The organism is Paraburkholderia kirstenboschensis, from assembly GCF_904848585.1.
GTDB lineage: Bacteria > Pseudomonadota > Gammaproteobacteria > Burkholderiales > Burkholderiaceae > Paraburkholderia > Paraburkholderia kirstenboschensis.
On record NZ_CAJHCR010000007.1, the window covers coordinates 196329 to 211390 of the forward strand.

A 15062-nucleotide genomic window follows, 5' to 3' on the forward strand; every position below is an offset into this window, starting at 1 on the left:
AGAATTCCGTCACGCCATCAACGATTCATTGCAAAGGAGTGACACCATGACTGAAGCATACAAGGGCACAGCGCTGATTACGGGCGCATCGTCGGGCATGGGCGCAATCTACGCGGACCGCCTCGCGCGGCGTGGCTACGATCTCGTGCTCGTTGCCCGCAACCGCGAGCGCCTTGCCGCGCTCTCCAGTCGCATCACGACCGAAACGCGCCGCAGCGTCGAGATACTGGACGCGGATCTCGGCGACAAAGCCGGCCTCGCGGCAGTCGAAGCGAAACTGAAACAGGACGCGAGCATTACACTTCTGGTCAATAACGCTGGTGTCGGCACGCATACGCCGCTAGTCGACAGTGACGTCGATGCAATGCAGCGCTTGATCGACCTCAACGTTAGCGCGTTGACGCGGCTCACGTATGCGGCCGTGCCCGGCTTCGTCGCGCGTGGCAAGGGGGCGTTGATCAACATTGCGTCCATCGTGGCTATCGCGCCGGAGGTTCTCAACGGCGTGTATGGCGGCAGCAAGGCGTTCGTGCTGGCCTTCAGCCAGTCGCTAAATCACGAACTGGCTGACAAGGGCATTCACGTGCAAGCGGTTCTGCCGGGCGCGACCGCGACCGAATTCTGGCAGACGGGTGGTCTGCCGCTGGAAAACCTCGACAAGGCAATCGTGATGTCCGCCGACGACATGGTCGACGCAGCGCTGGTCGGCTTTGATCGCGGCGAGCTGGTCACCATTCCGTCGCTGCATGCGGTCGAGAAGTGGGACGACTACGAAGCTGCGCGCCGCGCGATGTTCTCGCTGTTGTCGACCAATGCGCCGGCGCCGCGTTACAAGGCGGCTTGACCGGCGACGGTGGAAACTGGCCGCGCATCGAGGCGAACCGCGGCGATTGCATTTGCGGCACGATTCGCCGGTTAGCAGCAAGTTGTATTGCATGCGGCACCCGAAGGCCGTCTCATCAGGCGAGAGGTCCTTCGGGCGCTTTGCGGCGCACCGCGACCGCAATGGCGCTGCCCACGATCATTAATATGCCGGCCACCGACAGAAGTTCCAGCGTTTCGCCCCACAGCACATAGCCGAACAGCGCAGCCCAGACGATACTCGTGTAGTTGTAGGGAGCGAGCGCGCCTGTATCCGCGCGGCGGAAGGCTACCGTCATCAGCATTTGGCCCGCTGTCGCGAAGACGCCGAGCGCGGCCATCACGAGAAGTGCGTCCACCGAAGGCGTGCGCCATTTGAAGAACAACGTGCAGCCCATGACCACGGTGCCCATCGCGGTGAAGAAGAGAACCGTGGTGGCGGAGTCGTCGGTCGGGCGAATGCGTTTTATCTGGACGATGGAGAGCGCGCCGCAGAACGCGCTTGCCATCAGGATGACGGGTCCCAACCAGGACGTCTGGGCGCCGCCCGGCCGGACCACGAGCAGCACGCCCAGAAAACCGACAATCGCAGCCGCGGCGCCGCGTGGTGTCAACCGCTCGTTGAGCATCAGCGGAGCCAGCACTATGACGATCAGCGTCTCGGAATAGGCAAGCGCGACCGCTTCGCTAAGCGGCACATAAGGCAAGCCGGCGAAGAACAGAGCCGAGGCGCCGAGGAGCGCGGTCGCACGCGCGGTCTGCCCTTTGATGTCGATATTGCGCAAGCGGTCGGACAGCGGGCGGCTTCCTCCGCAACACAGCAAAATGGCGGGAAACAGGCCGAAAAGCATGCGGAAAAACGTGACCTCGTTCGCCGGATATTGCAGCGCGACAGACTTGGCCAGCGCATCGACTACTGCGAAGCAGAACATCGAGGCAAGGATGGTGCCGACGCTGCCAAGCGAAAGTGAACTGCCGTGTGTGGTCGCGGAAGTCGGCATGTGAGAACGCAATCCGTATGGAGAATTGCATGATCTCACAGACCTACGGGCTGGCGGGTCACACTACGTGGTGCCGGAAAGCGCCGGCACCATGAAGGCATCGCCGCCATTGCACAAGCCCAACACCGGCGGCAAAGCGCGATCTACACGGTGCGGTGGGCCTTGCTGCGCCGCACCGTACGATCAGGCGTGACGATGACCGTGCCCGCTGTCGCCCATCGAGCGCGGCTCGTCGTACTCCTGCGAAATGTCCTTGTTCGTGTAGTCGCCGAGTTGCGAAGCGGCGATCAGGCTGAGCACTCCGCAAACAAACACATAGATCGCGATTGCGTAGCCGGAATGATAGTAAGCGAAGAGCGCGGTCGCGATCAGCGGCGCAGGACCGCCCGCAATCACCGAGGCCAGTTGATAACCGAGCGATGCGCCGCTGTATCGCAGCCGCCCGGTGAACGACTCGGCGATCAATGCGGCCTGAGGGCCGTACATCATCGAGTGCGGTACTAACGAAAGTACGATGGCCACGAAAATCAACGTCGGATTGCGCGTGTCGACCATGGCGAAATAGAGGAAGCCGAACAAGCCGGCTGCGGCCGCGCCGATCATGTACATGCGGCGACGTCCAATCAGGTCAGACACATGGCCGAACAGCGGAATGGTGCCGAATTCCAGCACCGACGCCACTAGCACCGCGGTCAATAGCAGATTGCGCGACGCGCCGAGTGTCGTGACGCCATACGTGAAGACGAAGGCCGTGAAAATATAGAACGGCGCCTGCTCAGCCATGCGCGCCACGGCCGAAAGAAGAATGTCTTTCGGCTGACGGCGCAAGACTTCTAGCATCGGCGTCTTTTCGGTCTTGCCCTCAGCGAGAAGCTTCGCAAAGATCGGCGTCTCGAGGATATTCAGCCGGATATAAAGCCCTATCCCGACCAGCAGGATGCTCAGGAAGAAAGGCACACGCCAGCCCCAGGTGAGGAAAGCGTCGCCGGAAAGCGCGCTCATGGCCAGCACGGCGAGGTTAGCGATAAACAGCCCCGCCGGTACGCCAAATTGCGGCCACGATGCGACGAAGCCACGATGCGCGTTCGTGCGGGCCCATTCCATCGACATCAACACCGAGCCGCCCCACTCGCCACCCACGCCGACGCCTTGAATGAAGCGCAGCACGGTAAGTATGACGGCGCCCCAGATGCCGATCGACGCGTACGTAGGAACAAATGCGACGGCGAACGTGGCGAGCCCCATCAGCAGCAGCGTGACGATCAACGTAGCCTTGCGCCCGATGCGATCGCCATAGTGTCCAAAAATGGCCGCGCCGACCGGCCTCGCTATGAAGCCGACCGCATAAATCAGAAAAGCTTGAAGTGTGCCGACCAACGGGTCCGATTGCGGGAAGTACAGCTTCGCGAAAACGAGACCCGTGACCGTGCTGTAGAGAAAGAAGTCATACCATTCGATCGTAGTACCGATCGTACTGGCGATGACGGCGCGACGCAGCTGGCGCCGCGCGTCTTCTTCGGAGAGGGGCGCAGCCCCCGGCTGAGTGGCAGTCATTTGGCATCCCCTGATAAAAAGGGCGACATCTCATATTGACCGCCGGCACGCGCAGAGGTTCCGGTGATGCGCTCCTTGATCAGACATGCTTATTAAATGGCGTGGCGCCGCTACCGCTCAAGTGCTCTGAGCAACCGCGAAAGGTCCTGCGGCTGGACGTGGATCAACCCGCCGCGCGGACTATCAATGTCCGCTATGAGCGCGAGCGATAACGAAACGGTCGCGGGCAAAATGACGAGCAACAGACTTCTTCGAAGTCTTCCCCGCGCGCCATATCCCTGCACGCCGCAACCAAGCATGGCGATGACGAACATCAAAGACCAGGCTCCTACGGGGATACGGTTGATGCGAGCGGCCTCCGCGTAGTCCTGTGAATTCAGCACGTCGTTCATTCCGGTGACCACCGTGGCGCCTATTGGCGTCGGCTGGTCGCGCGCCACCTGCGTCGCGAGCCGCCATAACTCCGACTCGACAGCAGCCGTATCCCGGCCGATTCGTGCAAGCTCCCCGGGATCGCGCGTCCGATAGTCGTCCAGCCGCAAATGCAGATACCGCACGAGCGCCTTTTTCATTGCCGCACCGACGGCAGGGTCAGCCAGATCGGCGCGCGCATATTGGGTGCCAACGGCGTTGGCGTTGGCCTCGGCCTCTTCGAGATTTTTTCGCTGGTCGTACCGGCCCACCGCCATTGAAAGACTGAAGCCGATAATCAGCGCTAGCAATGTCAGCGTAGCGGTCTGGACGACCTTGAAATCTTCTCTCTCGTCGTCGGGGAGTTCGGCAAAACGCTTTGAGACTGCCTCTCCGCAAATCACTGCGGCAATCAATATAACGATCAGGACAATAAACAGAACGGCGGGGTAGTCGACGAGTGCGGCCATGCTGTTCTCCCGATATGAACGGTACTGACTGTGTGGCAACGGTGACGAGACGCGCAGAATCCTCACACGATACACCTCGTGTGCGGCGCAGCAAGCCACTGCGCATAACTTTCGACGACTCGCGGGCAGTGATGCGAGTCAATAAGGTTGGTTACAGCGGCGGCAATGGGGCGGCTGCCAGAGCGCGGGCGGCTCGTCGTTTTACGACAAAACCGCCGCGAGTCTTGTGAACTCGCGGCGGCTTTCCGACACTCGTCAATGCAATCTATACGAAGACGACCGATAGTCCAGAACCAATCAATAGTCCCACTGAACCGGCACAAAACGGAAGCCATCACCGTTCTTTGCAATGTGACCGATGGACGGGAAGGCGACATGCGCTGCGGCCAGCAGAGCGCCGGTTTCAGCGGCTTCGTTGAACAGCGAGATGCGCACGTCCGCAGCCCCTTCAGGATCGTGCTCGAAGCCGTTTTGCCATTGGGGATTGTCGAAGTTGACTTCGAAAATCGCGTCGCCGACGAACGTCAGCTTCTCGCCTTTCGATGCGACATCCACAACACAGTGCCCCGGCGTGTGGCCACCCGTTACGCGCGCCGACACGCCTGCTGCGACTTCCACGGTCTGATCGAACTGCACGATGTTTTCGCTGTACAGTTTCACGAACTTTGCAGCAGCCTTGCGGAGCGCTGGAGGAACCGTTTCCGGCATCACCGTCCTGCTGAAGTCCGGATTCTTCCAGAACTCCACTTCTGCGCGCGACACGTGGATGCGCACGTCCGGGCGCAGCCTGGCCTTGACACCATCGACGTTCAGCCCGCCAACGTGATCCATATGCATGTGCGTGATCACGATATCGGTGATTGCGGCCAGGTCGATGCCGGCCGACTCCAGGCGCATCACCGACCGACCGGCGCGCGAGAAGTATTCGAAACCGTCGCCTACGCCCGAGTCGACCAGGATCAGGCGTTCGCCGCTGCGCACGAGCGCGACGTTCAGCGCCCAGTCGAACATGTCACGTTGCAGGAAGCGGCCATCGAACCATTCGTTGCGGTCAGCTTCGCTCACGTTGGTGGACATGGTGGAGGTCGGCAGCGGCAGAACGCCATCGCTGATCAGCACCACGTCGACGTCACCCACGCGCACGGCATAGCGGGAAGGCACGAGTTCGCCTGAACCTTCTTTGCCAAGGTTGGCGGTAACGGGCTGCACATTGCGGGTTGTTTCGCTCATCTTCAATAGTCCTGTTGATTAAGTGGGGCAAGCCGCACTGCACGGCGCGGCTCACGAGCACGACCACGAATTTCGCGCGCTTCGGTTGCTCGCCTTTCGACCGAGCGTGTGACGGATTGTAGTTAGGGGTGGCGAACGCCAGTAGCACCTCGAAGGTGTTCACCATGTTGTCCTAACGGCAACAATCGACAGTGGACAGGCGATGAGAGCAATGCGAGTGGCAGGGTTATTGAGCAGCGGTTGCATAGGGACACGCGCGGCTTTGCACCGTCTAACGCGACCTCTCGACTTCGCTCGCAGAGAGGCTGAATCCCTCGTCGAGCCATCCGGTGATCCCACCGATCATTACCTTCACCGGCCGCCCGAGCAGAGCGAGCCGTATCGCACCGCGTGTGGCACCGTTGCAATGGGGACCCGCGCAATATGTGACAAAGACCGTATCAGGCGGATAGTTCACCAGCTTCGACTCTACTATTTTGCCGTGTGGCAGATTGAGCGCGCCCGGCACATGGCCCTGCGCGAACAACGCCGGACTGCGCACGTCGAGCAGCACGAATCCGGGCGTGCCGCTCGCGAGCGCGCTGGCGACATCGGAGCAATCGGTCTCGAATTGCAGCGCCGCGCGGAAGTGGGCAAGCGCGGCTGCGCTGTCGGCGGGGGGCACGGCGGTGACGGCGTTGGTAGTCGACATGTTTGAACTCTGCATAAGTTTTCGGATGAACATAGCGCCTGGCGAAGTGATCCAGGAGCCTCATTCTGGCGTCGAGTCGCGAACCGGTTAAGTGGCGTAATCGACAATCTCCGGTAACATCACGCCATGAACACTCATCTCGTCGTCGCGCTGGCTTACGACCGGCTCTGTACTTTCGAATTCGGCTGCGTGACCGAGCTGTTCGCGCTCGAACGTCCGGAGCTCGGCGTCGACTGGTATCGTTTCGCCGTTTGCGCCATTGAGCCCGGGCCACTCCGCGCCGCGGGCGGCATCACGGTCGCCGCGCCCTACACGCTCAAGCTGCTCGACCGCGCGGATACCATCGTGGTGCCGGGTTGGCGCGATGCGGACGAATTGCCGCCCGAGGCGCTGCTGAAGAAGCTCCGCAATGCCCACCGCCGTGGAGCGCGTCTTTGCTCGATCTGCTCCGGCGTGTTCGTGTTGGCAGCGGCCGGCTTGCTCGACGGCAAGACTGTGACGACCCACTGGCGATACGCCGCGAAACTGCAGCAGCGCTACCCGCAAGTGCGCGTGCAGTCCGACGCGCTGTATGTCGACGAAGGACAGATCATCACGTCGGCGGGGTCCGCTGCGGGGCTGGACATGTTGCTCCATCTGGTGCGACGCGATTACGGTGGAGCGGTGGCGAATCGGGTTGCACAGAGGCTCGTGGTGCCGCCTCATCGGGAAGGCGGTCAGGCGCAGTTCGTGCCGCGTCCAATGCCGCAGGACGAGAGCGGGCGCCTGGCCAGGTTGATGGACTGGGTGCGCCAGCATCCTGCTTTGCCGCACACGCTGCGCTCGCTAGCAGAACGCGCTGCAATGAGTCCGCGCACGTTGCAACGGCAATTTCATGACGCCACCGGCATGGCGCCATACGAATGGCTTGTGCGTGAACGCGTGGCGGTGGCCCGTGAGATGCTCGAAGCACAGTCGCCGTTGCCGATTGGCCGCGTCGCCGAGTTAGCGGGATTTGGCTCGGAGGAGTCGATGCGCAGGCACTTCCGACGTATCGCGCTCACGAGTCCGGCCGCATACCGGGAGAAGTTTGGGCATGGCGCAAGGGCTCAGAAACTCGGTTCTGGAATCGCGGGGACGGTCGCGCGGGACTTGGGTTGAAGGTGCAGCGCGCTTCGCTTACGGCCAGCGATATGCCAACACGCGATCGAGCGGATAGGCCAATTCCCGTACCTCTTCAAGCTGATTGCCGCCGAACAAGTAGACGTTCTGTGCGTCCGATCGGAGAAAGAGCCCTACATGACCTTTCCATTCGACGGCGTCATCCGCAGTCAACACTGCAACACACCCGTATATGGGTGCATCGAGCGCATTACCCCAGGTTAGCCAGGAGCGCGCCAAGGCCGACCCCGTTCCGGGAATGCCCGATTGCCTCATGCACCAGTTCAGAAATGACGAACACCACGCGATCTTGTCGTCGTAGCCTGCAAGCTGCGTGCTTTCGTTATATTCGACGATCCTCGGGTTGCATTGACCCACGCCGTAGCGCTTGACGCCCCGCTCCTTGAACGCGATGTCCATCCACACGGGCGTCAACCTGCTCGCGGTTTCCTGGTCGCAATGCCGCTCAATCATCTGCGTCCCCTTTGGGAGTTCTGCTTTCAGGATCGGAAAGTGAGATCACGAGAAGTAACGAAGTAGAGTAACGAACGGCCCAACGGCAAGACTCGGATTGTCAACGATCTGTTGGCTAGTGTCGAGCGGCCGGTATTGGGCCGAAGCGAGTCCGTCACCTAGCCCTTGGTCCGCAGGGTCATTGTGACGTCGTCGACCGAGCGCCCGGATATACGAAACCTGTCATTGCGTCTGCCCACTTTGACGAAGCCCAAAGATCGATAAAGGCCGATTGCCGCGAGGTTATCGCTGAAGACAAAAAGGTCGATCCATTCGATATCATTATGCGCAGCAAATTCTATGGCCTTTAGCATCAACTCCCGCCCAATGCCTCTGCGATGAAAGGCGTCCTCTACGCCGATGCCGAGCGTAGCGCGATGTTTCTCGGACGGTATGCTGGAACCGCTGAGGTCAAGATGCGCGACGAGGCTCGCGTCCGGTCCTTCCACCGCCCATGCCCTCATCCATGCTGGCTGGTGTAGAGACGTCGCTAACCCATTCTCGAAGCGGGCACGACGCTCGGGCGATTGGAAATCCACGGCTTCCATAGGTGAGAAAAATGGCCGTCCATTCTGCCCTGATTCAGCAATCTGCCGATTTAAATGTTCTGCCCAACGCTGGAAGTCGTCAGGCGTTAGCGAAACGGTCGTCAGCATGCTCGACGCCTCGAATGGTGGAATGAGCCCCATTGTCGCCCATCCAAAATGACCGCGGAACGGCTGGTACCGGGCCGAGGCCGGTCTTAGCCGCGTGGCAACCGCACTCTCCCAAACAAGGTTCGAAGATTCACGGTATCCCTAAAGAGTCCAGGGCGCATTCTGCAGCACCACGCGATAACCATCGGGATCTTCGAAAGTCAGCCCGACGCGATCCCAGTAAGGATTTTCAGCGCGAACCGGTTCGATTCCTAAAGCGCGAATCCTTTGAACGGCAGCCTCCCAATCCGCCCGAACCGGTAGGTAGATCACCAGTAGATGCTCGCTCGTTGGCGCATCTGCAACGGTCGTTGAATGCTGGTGCGTCAGTTCGATATGCCATGGATAGTTCGCATGCCCGAGCACTATGCCATCGAATCCATCGTGGTTTGCAAATCTGGCCAATACGTCGAAGCCGAGCGCCTGCGTGTAAAACCTGGCGGCCCGGTCGAGATCGTTGGTCGGGCGTGCGACGCGCAGCACATTAGCTGGCATGGGAAGTTCCTGTGAAGCGGGTCAATGGAAAGCATCGCTGACACCGGTTGTCTGAAGCTGGATCCTTCGCGCCACCGTGTGCCGATGTCGAAGGTCGGCCATCGGCCAGGCATCGCCTCAAGCTACAGGCATATTTCCGGCGATTGGCAGTTGCTTTCCCATCTCGAACGCACGAAGCTCGTAGCCGAGTTCCCGATATAAACCGACCGCCTGCTCATTGAACGCCCAAACGGTTAGTCTCACATCATTGGCACCGTTTTCTCGCGCCCACTGTTCGGCAAGTTTCATTAGCGTGCTTCCAACGCCGCGCCCCCGCAGTCGCTCCGAAACAGCGACTGAGCCAATGCGGCCAACGGTCATCGGTTGCAGCAGTGGACTTGTCGGCTGCATCACTTGAACCGTGATAAACCCGACGGCAGTGCTATCCTGCTCCGCGAGAAATACAGCTCGATCTTCTCCACGAAGGCTGGATATCCAGTGCGTCTCGTCGCGAGCGAATTCTGGAGTGGCATTTGCATAGATGTCAGGACGCGCCCGGTGGTGGACCGCGTTCAGAATTTGCCCCAGTTTGCATACTGTCAAAACGTCGTCGGCATTTGCGCGTCGATAGCTTATCGGCTCGGTCATCTTCGGCTCTTCACGGTGGAAAATAAAAAAAGAGGACCCACGCGCCGTGGTCGTTTGCGCATGGAGTCGCAGTGTTGAATCCGACTTCCCTGCTATGGTCGTCACAGACCGCGGCGCTATGGTTTGTAGTCGCGATGATGAGACTGGCTCCGGACTTCGCTGGGTCAATCCGGCTTGTGTTAGCGAACTTTGCCGCATGCCCCGGAGCGTCGAATCGTTCAGCATGGGTTCAGCGCACGATCGTATTACGCGGCTCCTGGCACAAGCTCGCGACGCGGCCTTGCCGCCCTGAAACCCATTTGCAGCAATAGATCGGCAGCCAGACCAAGGTTATCGGGAAAGTAGCGCATTCTCAGAATCGTTGACAACGAACCGCATCGTTCATTTCCTCTATGCGTATTAATTCTCCGCTCAAGGCGGATTACAGAGTGCTGCAGGCCTCGTCTAAAGTCGGCTCCGTGTTTGCGATTCTCAGCGATCTACCCGGTCGTGTCGACTGGACGAAATTAGCCGGTTGTGCGCGTTCAGGCTCTTCACCGAAAGCCGCCGATGGAGCTCTCTCGCTCCAGGCCAACGGCAGCTTTGTCTAGTGATAAAAGTCGACGCAGGGAAGAAGAATTAGATGCCTTTCAGCGCGGCGCGCACGAAAGAAACGAACCGTGAAGTAACTGGATTTTTCCGCGCGTCCGCCCACACAAGCCCCACGCGCCATTTCGCTTGCTTTCCGCTGAGGGGCAGGACGGTAGCGTTCCGAAGCAGATGTTGCGCACGTGAGGGCACAAATGCGACGCCGACTCCTGCGGCGACAGACGCCAATACAGACTGCACATCATCGGCTTGCTGCGTCACATTAGGTACAAAGCCCTGTTCGCGACACCAGGCGTCGACTTGAGCAGCAAGTCCAGGCCCGCGCCCACGCCGCAACGCCAGGAAACCCATGTCATTCAGCTTGCCAAAATCGGCAGGAAGACGCACTCGCTCCAGACCCGGGGGTAACGCCAGGGCCAGTGTTTCGTCAATCACACGAGCCGACGAAAGACCCTCGACCGACGGCATCCGCATAAAGCCCACATCTAGCTTTCCCGCCAGAATGCGGCGGGTTTGCTCATCGGAAGACAGGTCGCTCAACGCGATGGCAATGCCCGGATATTGCTGACGGAAGTCGGCAATGATCTGCGGTGCAATTGTTAGCACGGACAGGCAAATGCCGATCCGCAGATGTCCGCGCCTGCCGCTGCCTGCCTCCCGCGCACGCGCGAGAATCTCGTCCGCGTCGCCGACGAGCGCTTGTGCATCGGGCAAGAAGATTTCCCCGAACGGCGTTAGCTCCGCACCATGACGACCCCGTTCGAACAACTTCGCGCCCAAACTCGCCTCTAGTGCGCCAACCTGTTTGCTCAACGCCGGCTGGCTCATGTGCAGAGCGTCCGCCGCCCGCCCGAAATGACGCAGTTCGACGACGGACAAAAACGTCCTTAACAGCTTGAGTTCCATTCTTCCCGGTTATCGTATCGATCAAATCATTCATTTTACTAATCGATGTCCGAGTTGTTCAATACGGATATATCTTCCTGCGAGCGACTACCAATGGCTTCGACAAACTCCAAGCGTCAACCACGTGGGCCAAGCCTCGCAGATGTCGCAGTAGGCGAGGACACGGGAGAACCTGATTTGGCGCGGCAGTATTCGACCAGTCAGGAACGCCGCTCTCGTCGCTCCCGCCTCGCTGACCTCGTCCCGGAAGACGATAGCCATGCCCAGGGTGGGGCGATCGCCATCACCTTCGCCGTCGTCTCTCGAAAGCGTTGGCCGCGGTGATCGAGACCACCCTACTGGCTCCGTTAGCCTCCGGGGTGAATGACCACTTTCGTCCAGCCGTGCTCGCGCACGTCGAAGTGCTTGTAGGCATCAGGCGCCTGCTCAAGTTTCAATTCGTGAGAAACAATAAAGGATGGTTTCGCGCGGCCCGCGTGGATCAGATCGCGCAGTTGCCGGTTGTAGGCCTTGACGTTGCACTGGCCGGTGGCGATGTGCTGGCCTTTGAACCAGCACTTGCCCCATTCGAATGCAATCATCCCCTTCTTCTCAAGTTCGTCCGCTGCATTCGGGTCCTCCGGAACGAACACGCCGACCACCCCGATCCCGCCAGTAAACTTCACTGATGAGACCAGATTGTTCATCGTGAGGTTGGGTCGCTCCTGGCGTTCAGGAGCCGGATCGTGGCACTGATAGCCGACGCACTCGCAACCCACGTCGGCACCTCTTCCATGGGTCAGGTCCATGACCCGCTGCACCGCGTCTTCCTTTGAATAGTCGATCGCGATCGCGCCGATCGACTCCGCCAGCTTGAGCCGGTCGGGATGGCAGTCCACCACCATCACGCTGCAGGCGCCTTTGATCATCGCCGAGTACGCCGCCATCAGCCCCACCGGTCCGGCGCCGTAGATGAGCACCGCGTCGCCGGGCCGCATGCCGGCCAGTTCGGTCGCGTGCCAACCGGTCGGGAAGATGTCGGCGCACATCACGTAGTCGACCTGCTTCTGCTCCGCATCCGGCGGCAGCTTCAGGCACATGAAGTCGGCCCATGGTACCCGCAGGTATTCGGCCTGGCCGCCCGACCATGGCCCCATGTCGGCAAAGCCAAAAGCGCCGCCGGCAATGCCCGGTTGGTTTGCGCTCAGGCAAAACGCCGTCAGGCCGCGCTCGCAATTCTTGCAATGCCCGCAACTGACATTGAACGGCAGGCACACCCAGTCCCCGCGCTTGACCCGCTCGACCGCCGGTCCTACTTCCTGGACCACGCCCAGATTCTCGTGGCCGAAGATGCGGCCCTGCTCGAAATCGGTCCGGCCCTCGTACATGTGCAGGTCGGAACCGCAGATGTTGGTAGTGGTGATCTTGACGATGGCGTCGGTCGGTCGTTCGATTTTTGGGTCCGGCACGTTTTCGACTGCGACCTGGCGCGGACCGCGATAAACAACGGCTTTCATAGTTTGCTCCTGAAAAACAGCTTTCAAAGCCTGCGCCGCATGAAGTGCCCGGCCGCCGGCGATGTGTCTGCAAAGCCCGCGGGCAATACCTGCGGGAGCTTCTCTGGTCTCTCCTTCCAACCCGCTCTGCTTTGTTGGCGGTGCCAATGTCGTTCTGACACACAGCAGATTTCTTCCTTTCAAAAAGGTAAATGCTTCCTATAGCAGTCCGAACTAAATGGACGAAGTGCTCAAATTGACGTTGTCGTCCAGATCGATCGTGCCGTGTTTTGCTTACTGTGCTCGCCTCGCGTCACCCTTATGGGCCGATGCCGGACAGCGAATAGTCGACCGGTGTCGAAACAGGCAGCATGTACTGGTCCCGCCTCCGCGTCACTGCCGCGCGCGCGTCTCCTCGATGCGCCACAACTGCGTCTCAAGGCGCGGGCCGGCCTCGGGCTTGAACCAGTTCATGTCCTGGATGTGGGAGCTAGTAACGTAGATGGTCCCGTCGGATCCCTCCGAGAATGTATCGGGCCAGCGCAGCCGCTTGTCCTGTACGAGGGTGGTGATGCGATCTCCTTCGCGCACCTTGACTGCATCCTGCTCGATCGCGCTCAGATAAAGCCTCCCGCGTCTGTCGATCCAAAGACCGTCCGTCGGCTCGGTTTCGGCGACAGGCTCCACACGAGCTTCGAGGTCCTTCTCGGACAAACGTGGGTTCTCCAAGGCATCCGTGGTGATGCGATAGAGGGTCCGGCCGGTCAGGGCTTTCCAATAGAGCGTGCGCCCATCGGGAGAAAGCGCGACGCTGTCAGCGGCGAATTCGACTCCACGCCCGTCGGGCCGGCGCAACTCCTGCCCATCGGTCTTCACCACCACATCCTTTTCAGGCTGGGTGCTCGGGTGGCCGTTAAGGACCCGTCGAGCCTTGCCCGTCTGTAGATCCACAACAACGAGAGCGCCTTTGGCCCCGGCATCGGTCAGGTAGGCATGTCGCCCATCCGGCGAAAACCGCACATCGTTCAGGTAGCTGCCCTGAGGTGCGACCTTTTCGTCGAAGCGGATCACCTGCGTAACTCTGTTCTCCTTCAAATCAATCTTGACCAGCTTGGGCCCACCCGGCACAATGAATGCTGCGGCTGGCGCGGCCGGATCAACGACCCATAGATTGCCGTGCGCATCGGTCACGACGCTTTGGACGCACACGAAGTGATCTCCGGCTGACACCTGGTTCTTCTTGGCATTGCGCCAGGAATTCCACTCGCCATCCGGGTAAGGATTGATCTGGCCGTCGCGCGTCACCTCGGCAACGGAGATCGGCGCATCCTCTGTCCACCGCGGGAAGTTGACGAAGATGCGTCCATCCGTCGAAACGGTCACTCCTGTCACCTGGTGCTCAAAGCTGGCGACCTGCTGCAGTTGCGCTGTGCCCTGAGATGGACCGGCGCGATGCTGTGCGAGGCCCGGATGGGCAAGGAGCATCATCGCCACTGCGGCGGACGCGGCTGCGAATCTGGTCATGCTTACCTCCTCTACACGGCGGGCTTGCTATGGACGGCAACCTTTACGGCGCGAACACCCCGTGCACACAGCCGTCTGTCTTCTGTTTGAACATGTCGTAGCCGCGCGGCGCGTCCTCGAGCAAGAAGCGGTGCGTGGCAAGGTAGGCGGGGTTTTGGTCGCCCTTGTAGGCGTGCGCAAGGAGCCGGGAGCGTGACGCCCTTGCCGCAGGCCATGATGGCCTCGCGGAGCAGCGCCTGCAGCTCGGGCTCGAGATGCGTGTTGTCGCTCAGCGAGTAAAGGTCGTGCTGGCAATACCAGCATTGGCCGCAAACAATCAATGAGGGAATCGCGACACGGTCACCGTTCGCTACGCGCTCCACTTCGGGGCCGATATCGTCGATCACGCCTATGAACTGGTGGCCGATTACGTCGCCGGGCTTCATGGTGGGGATATAGCCGTCGATGAAGCGCAGATCCGAGCCGCATGTCGCGGACAGGCTGACGCGCAGAATGGCGGCGTGGGGGTCGACGATCTCAAGATCGCCGACCGTGCCAGCGCGCAGGTCGTTCACGCCATTCCAGTGAAGTGCTCGCATGTCCTGATCGCCTTAGCGCGTGTCGGCGCGAGCAGCGGGCTGACGCACAGTGGTCGGAATCTCACCGGCTTCGACGAGGCCCTTGAAGCGCCGCAGCGCCCCGTCGGCGGCCAAGTCCAAGGGCGTGGTTCCGGGGAGTTTTAAGGACCGTGTCGGCAAACGCGCAACGGGGCGCGTCGAAGCGAAAGCGCAGGGTGTCGACGGTGCCGCGATCCGCAGGGGCGGGGTGGAAGCCCACCGATCCCTCGTTCGGAATCGTGGCGCCGAGGAGCGAGCGCCAACTGATGCCCTCGTCCGGCCGGT

The 15062-nt window shown here is 60.6% G+C and carries 15 protein-coding genes; 2 read left to right on the forward strand and 13 right to left on the reverse strand.

The window, feature by feature from the left end; all coding sequences use genetic code 11:
- Positions 1-46: 46 nt before the first annotated feature.
- Positions 47-844, forward strand: a complete 798-nt coding sequence (locus JMY24_RS20045) for an SDR family NAD(P)-dependent oxidoreductase (protein WP_128598180.1) — start codon at positions 47-49, stop codon at positions 842-844.
- A gap of 115 nt (positions 845-959) precedes the next feature.
- Here the strand turns inward: JMY24_RS20045 and JMY24_RS20050 are convergent, their stop codons facing one another.
- The 5 genes from JMY24_RS20050 to JMY24_RS20070 form a co-directional block, all read right to left on the reverse strand.
- The gene (locus JMY24_RS20050) at positions 960-1862 is read right to left on the reverse strand and encodes a DMT family transporter (RefSeq protein ID WP_128598179.1); all 903 of its coding nucleotides are present in this window, start codon (positions 1860-1862) and stop codon (positions 960-962) included.
- A 183-nt stretch (positions 1863-2045) separates the two neighbouring features.
- Positions 2046-3416: an MFS transporter gene (locus JMY24_RS20055; RefSeq protein WP_128584513.1), complete on the reverse strand. Its 1371-nt coding sequence runs from the start codon at positions 3414-3416 to the stop codon at positions 2046-2048.
- A 110-nt stretch (positions 3417-3526) separates the two neighbouring features.
- Complete coding sequence (locus tag JMY24_RS20060) at positions 3527-4297, reverse strand: bestrophin-like domain (RefSeq protein ID WP_201702732.1); 771 nt, start codon at positions 4295-4297, stop codon at positions 3527-3529.
- A gap of 297 nt (positions 4298-4594) precedes the next feature.
- On the reverse strand, positions 4595-5527 hold the full coding sequence (locus JMY24_RS20065) for an MBL fold metallo-hydrolase (protein ID WP_128598178.1): 933 nt from the start codon (positions 5525-5527) through the stop codon (positions 4595-4597).
- Positions 5528-5798: 271 nt separating this feature from the next.
- On the reverse strand, positions 5799-6218 hold the full coding sequence (locus JMY24_RS20070) for a rhodanese-like domain-containing protein (protein WP_413231258.1): 420 nt from the start codon (positions 6216-6218) through the stop codon (positions 5799-5801).
- 126 nt (positions 6219-6344) lie between these two features.
- Between JMY24_RS20070 and ftrA the strand changes: the two genes are divergently transcribed.
- Positions 6345-7358, forward strand: coding sequence for a transcriptional regulator FtrA (gene ftrA, locus JMY24_RS20075; protein ID WP_201702733.1), 1014 nt, complete (start codon positions 6345-6347; stop codon positions 7356-7358).
- 18 nt (positions 7359-7376) lie between these two features.
- Here ftrA and JMY24_RS20080 read toward each other — a convergent pair whose 3' ends face one another.
- The 8 genes from JMY24_RS20080 to JMY24_RS20115 all read right to left on the reverse strand — a co-directional run bounded on the left by JMY24_RS20080 (position 7377) and on the right by JMY24_RS20115 (position 14735).
- A complete protein-coding gene (locus JMY24_RS20080; protein ID WP_128598176.1) occupies positions 7377-7832 on the reverse strand; it encodes a TIGR02594 family protein in 456 nt (151 codons plus the stop codon).
- Between the two features lie 158 nt (positions 7833-7990).
- A complete protein-coding gene (locus JMY24_RS20085; RefSeq protein ID WP_164853830.1) occupies positions 7991-8527 on the reverse strand; it encodes a GNAT family N-acetyltransferase in 537 nt (178 codons plus the stop codon).
- A 141-nt stretch (positions 8528-8668) separates the two neighbouring features.
- Positions 8669-9061, reverse strand: a complete 393-nt coding sequence (locus JMY24_RS20090; protein WP_128598174.1) for a VOC family protein — start codon at positions 9059-9061, stop codon at positions 8669-8671.
- 117 nt (positions 9062-9178) lie between these two features.
- Positions 9179-9688, reverse strand: a complete 510-nt coding sequence (locus tag JMY24_RS20095; protein ID WP_128584519.1) for a GNAT family N-acetyltransferase — start codon at positions 9686-9688, stop codon at positions 9179-9181.
- Between the two features lie 618 nt (positions 9689-10306).
- Positions 10307-11182 carry a LysR family transcriptional regulator gene (locus JMY24_RS20100; RefSeq protein ID WP_201702735.1) on the reverse strand — a complete coding sequence of 292 codons (876 nt, stop codon included), beginning with the start codon at positions 11180-11182 and terminating at the stop codon, positions 10307-10309.
- Between the two features lie 347 nt (positions 11183-11529).
- Entirely contained in the window at positions 11530-12678 is a 1149-nt protein-coding gene (locus JMY24_RS20105; RefSeq protein ID WP_128584521.1) for a glutathione-independent formaldehyde dehydrogenase, read from the reverse strand.
- Between the two features lie 372 nt (positions 12679-13050).
- On the reverse strand, positions 13051-14181 hold the full coding sequence (locus JMY24_RS20110) for an SMP-30/gluconolactonase/LRE family protein (protein WP_128598173.1): 1131 nt from the start codon (positions 14179-14181) through the stop codon (positions 13051-13053).
- Positions 14182-14192: 11 nt separating this feature from the next.
- Positions 14193-14735 (reverse strand): alcohol dehydrogenase catalytic domain-containing protein, encoded by a 543-nt coding sequence (locus JMY24_RS20115; RefSeq protein WP_236597460.1) that lies wholly within the window; start codon positions 14733-14735, stop codon positions 14193-14195.
- Positions 14736-15062 lie beyond the last annotated feature (327 nt).

Bases quoted from the DNA above. Each gene is read 5' to 3' on its own strand.
- JMY24_RS20050 (WP_128598179.1), bottom strand. From the start codon at position 1,862: ATGCCGACTTCCGCGACCACACACGGCAGTTCACTTTCGCTTGGCAGC.
- JMY24_RS20070 (WP_413231258.1), bottom strand. From the start codon at position 6,218: ATGTCGACTACCAACGCCGTCACCGCCGTGCCCCCCGCCGACAGCGCA.
- JMY24_RS20110 (WP_128598173.1), bottom strand. From the start codon at position 14,181: ATGACCAGATTCGCAGCCGCGTCCGCCGCAGTGGCGATGATGCTCCTT.
- ftrA (WP_201702733.1), top strand. From the start codon at position 6,345: ATGAACACTCATCTCGTCGTCGCGCTGGCTTACGACCGGCTCTGTACT.
- JMY24_RS20045 (WP_128598180.1), top strand. From the start codon at position 47: ATGACTGAAGCATACAAGGGCACAGCGCTGATTACGGGCGCATCGTCG.
- JMY24_RS20100 (WP_201702735.1), bottom strand. From the start codon at position 11,182: ATGGAACTCAAGCTGTTAAGGACGTTTTTGTCCGTCGTCGAACTGCGT.
- JMY24_RS20060 (WP_201702732.1), bottom strand. From the start codon at position 4,297: ATGGCCGCACTCGTCGACTACCCCGCCGTTCTGTTTATTGTCCTGATC.
- JMY24_RS20090 (WP_128598174.1), bottom strand. From the start codon at position 9,061: ATGCCAGCTAATGTGCTGCGCGTCGCACGCCCGACCAACGATCTCGAC.
- JMY24_RS20065 (WP_128598178.1), bottom strand. From the start codon at position 5,527: ATGAGCGAAACAACCCGCAATGTGCAGCCCGTTACCGCCAACCTTGGC.
- JMY24_RS20080 (WP_128598176.1), bottom strand. From the start codon at position 7,832: ATGATTGAGCGGCATTGCGACCAGGAAACCGCGAGCAGGTTGACGCCC.
- JMY24_RS20085 (WP_164853830.1), bottom strand. From the start codon at position 8,527: ATGCTGACGACCGTTTCGCTAACGCCTGACGACTTCCAGCGTTGGGCA.
- JMY24_RS20105 (WP_128584521.1), bottom strand. From the start codon at position 12,678: ATGAAAGCCGTTGTTTATCGCGGTCCGCGCCAGGTCGCAGTCGAAAAC.
- JMY24_RS20095 (WP_128584519.1), bottom strand. From the start codon at position 9,688: ATGACCGAGCCGATAAGCTATCGACGCGCAAATGCCGACGACGTTTTG.
- JMY24_RS20055 (WP_128584513.1), bottom strand. From the start codon at position 3,416: ATGACTGCCACTCAGCCGGGGGCTGCGCCCCTCTCCGAAGAAGACGCG.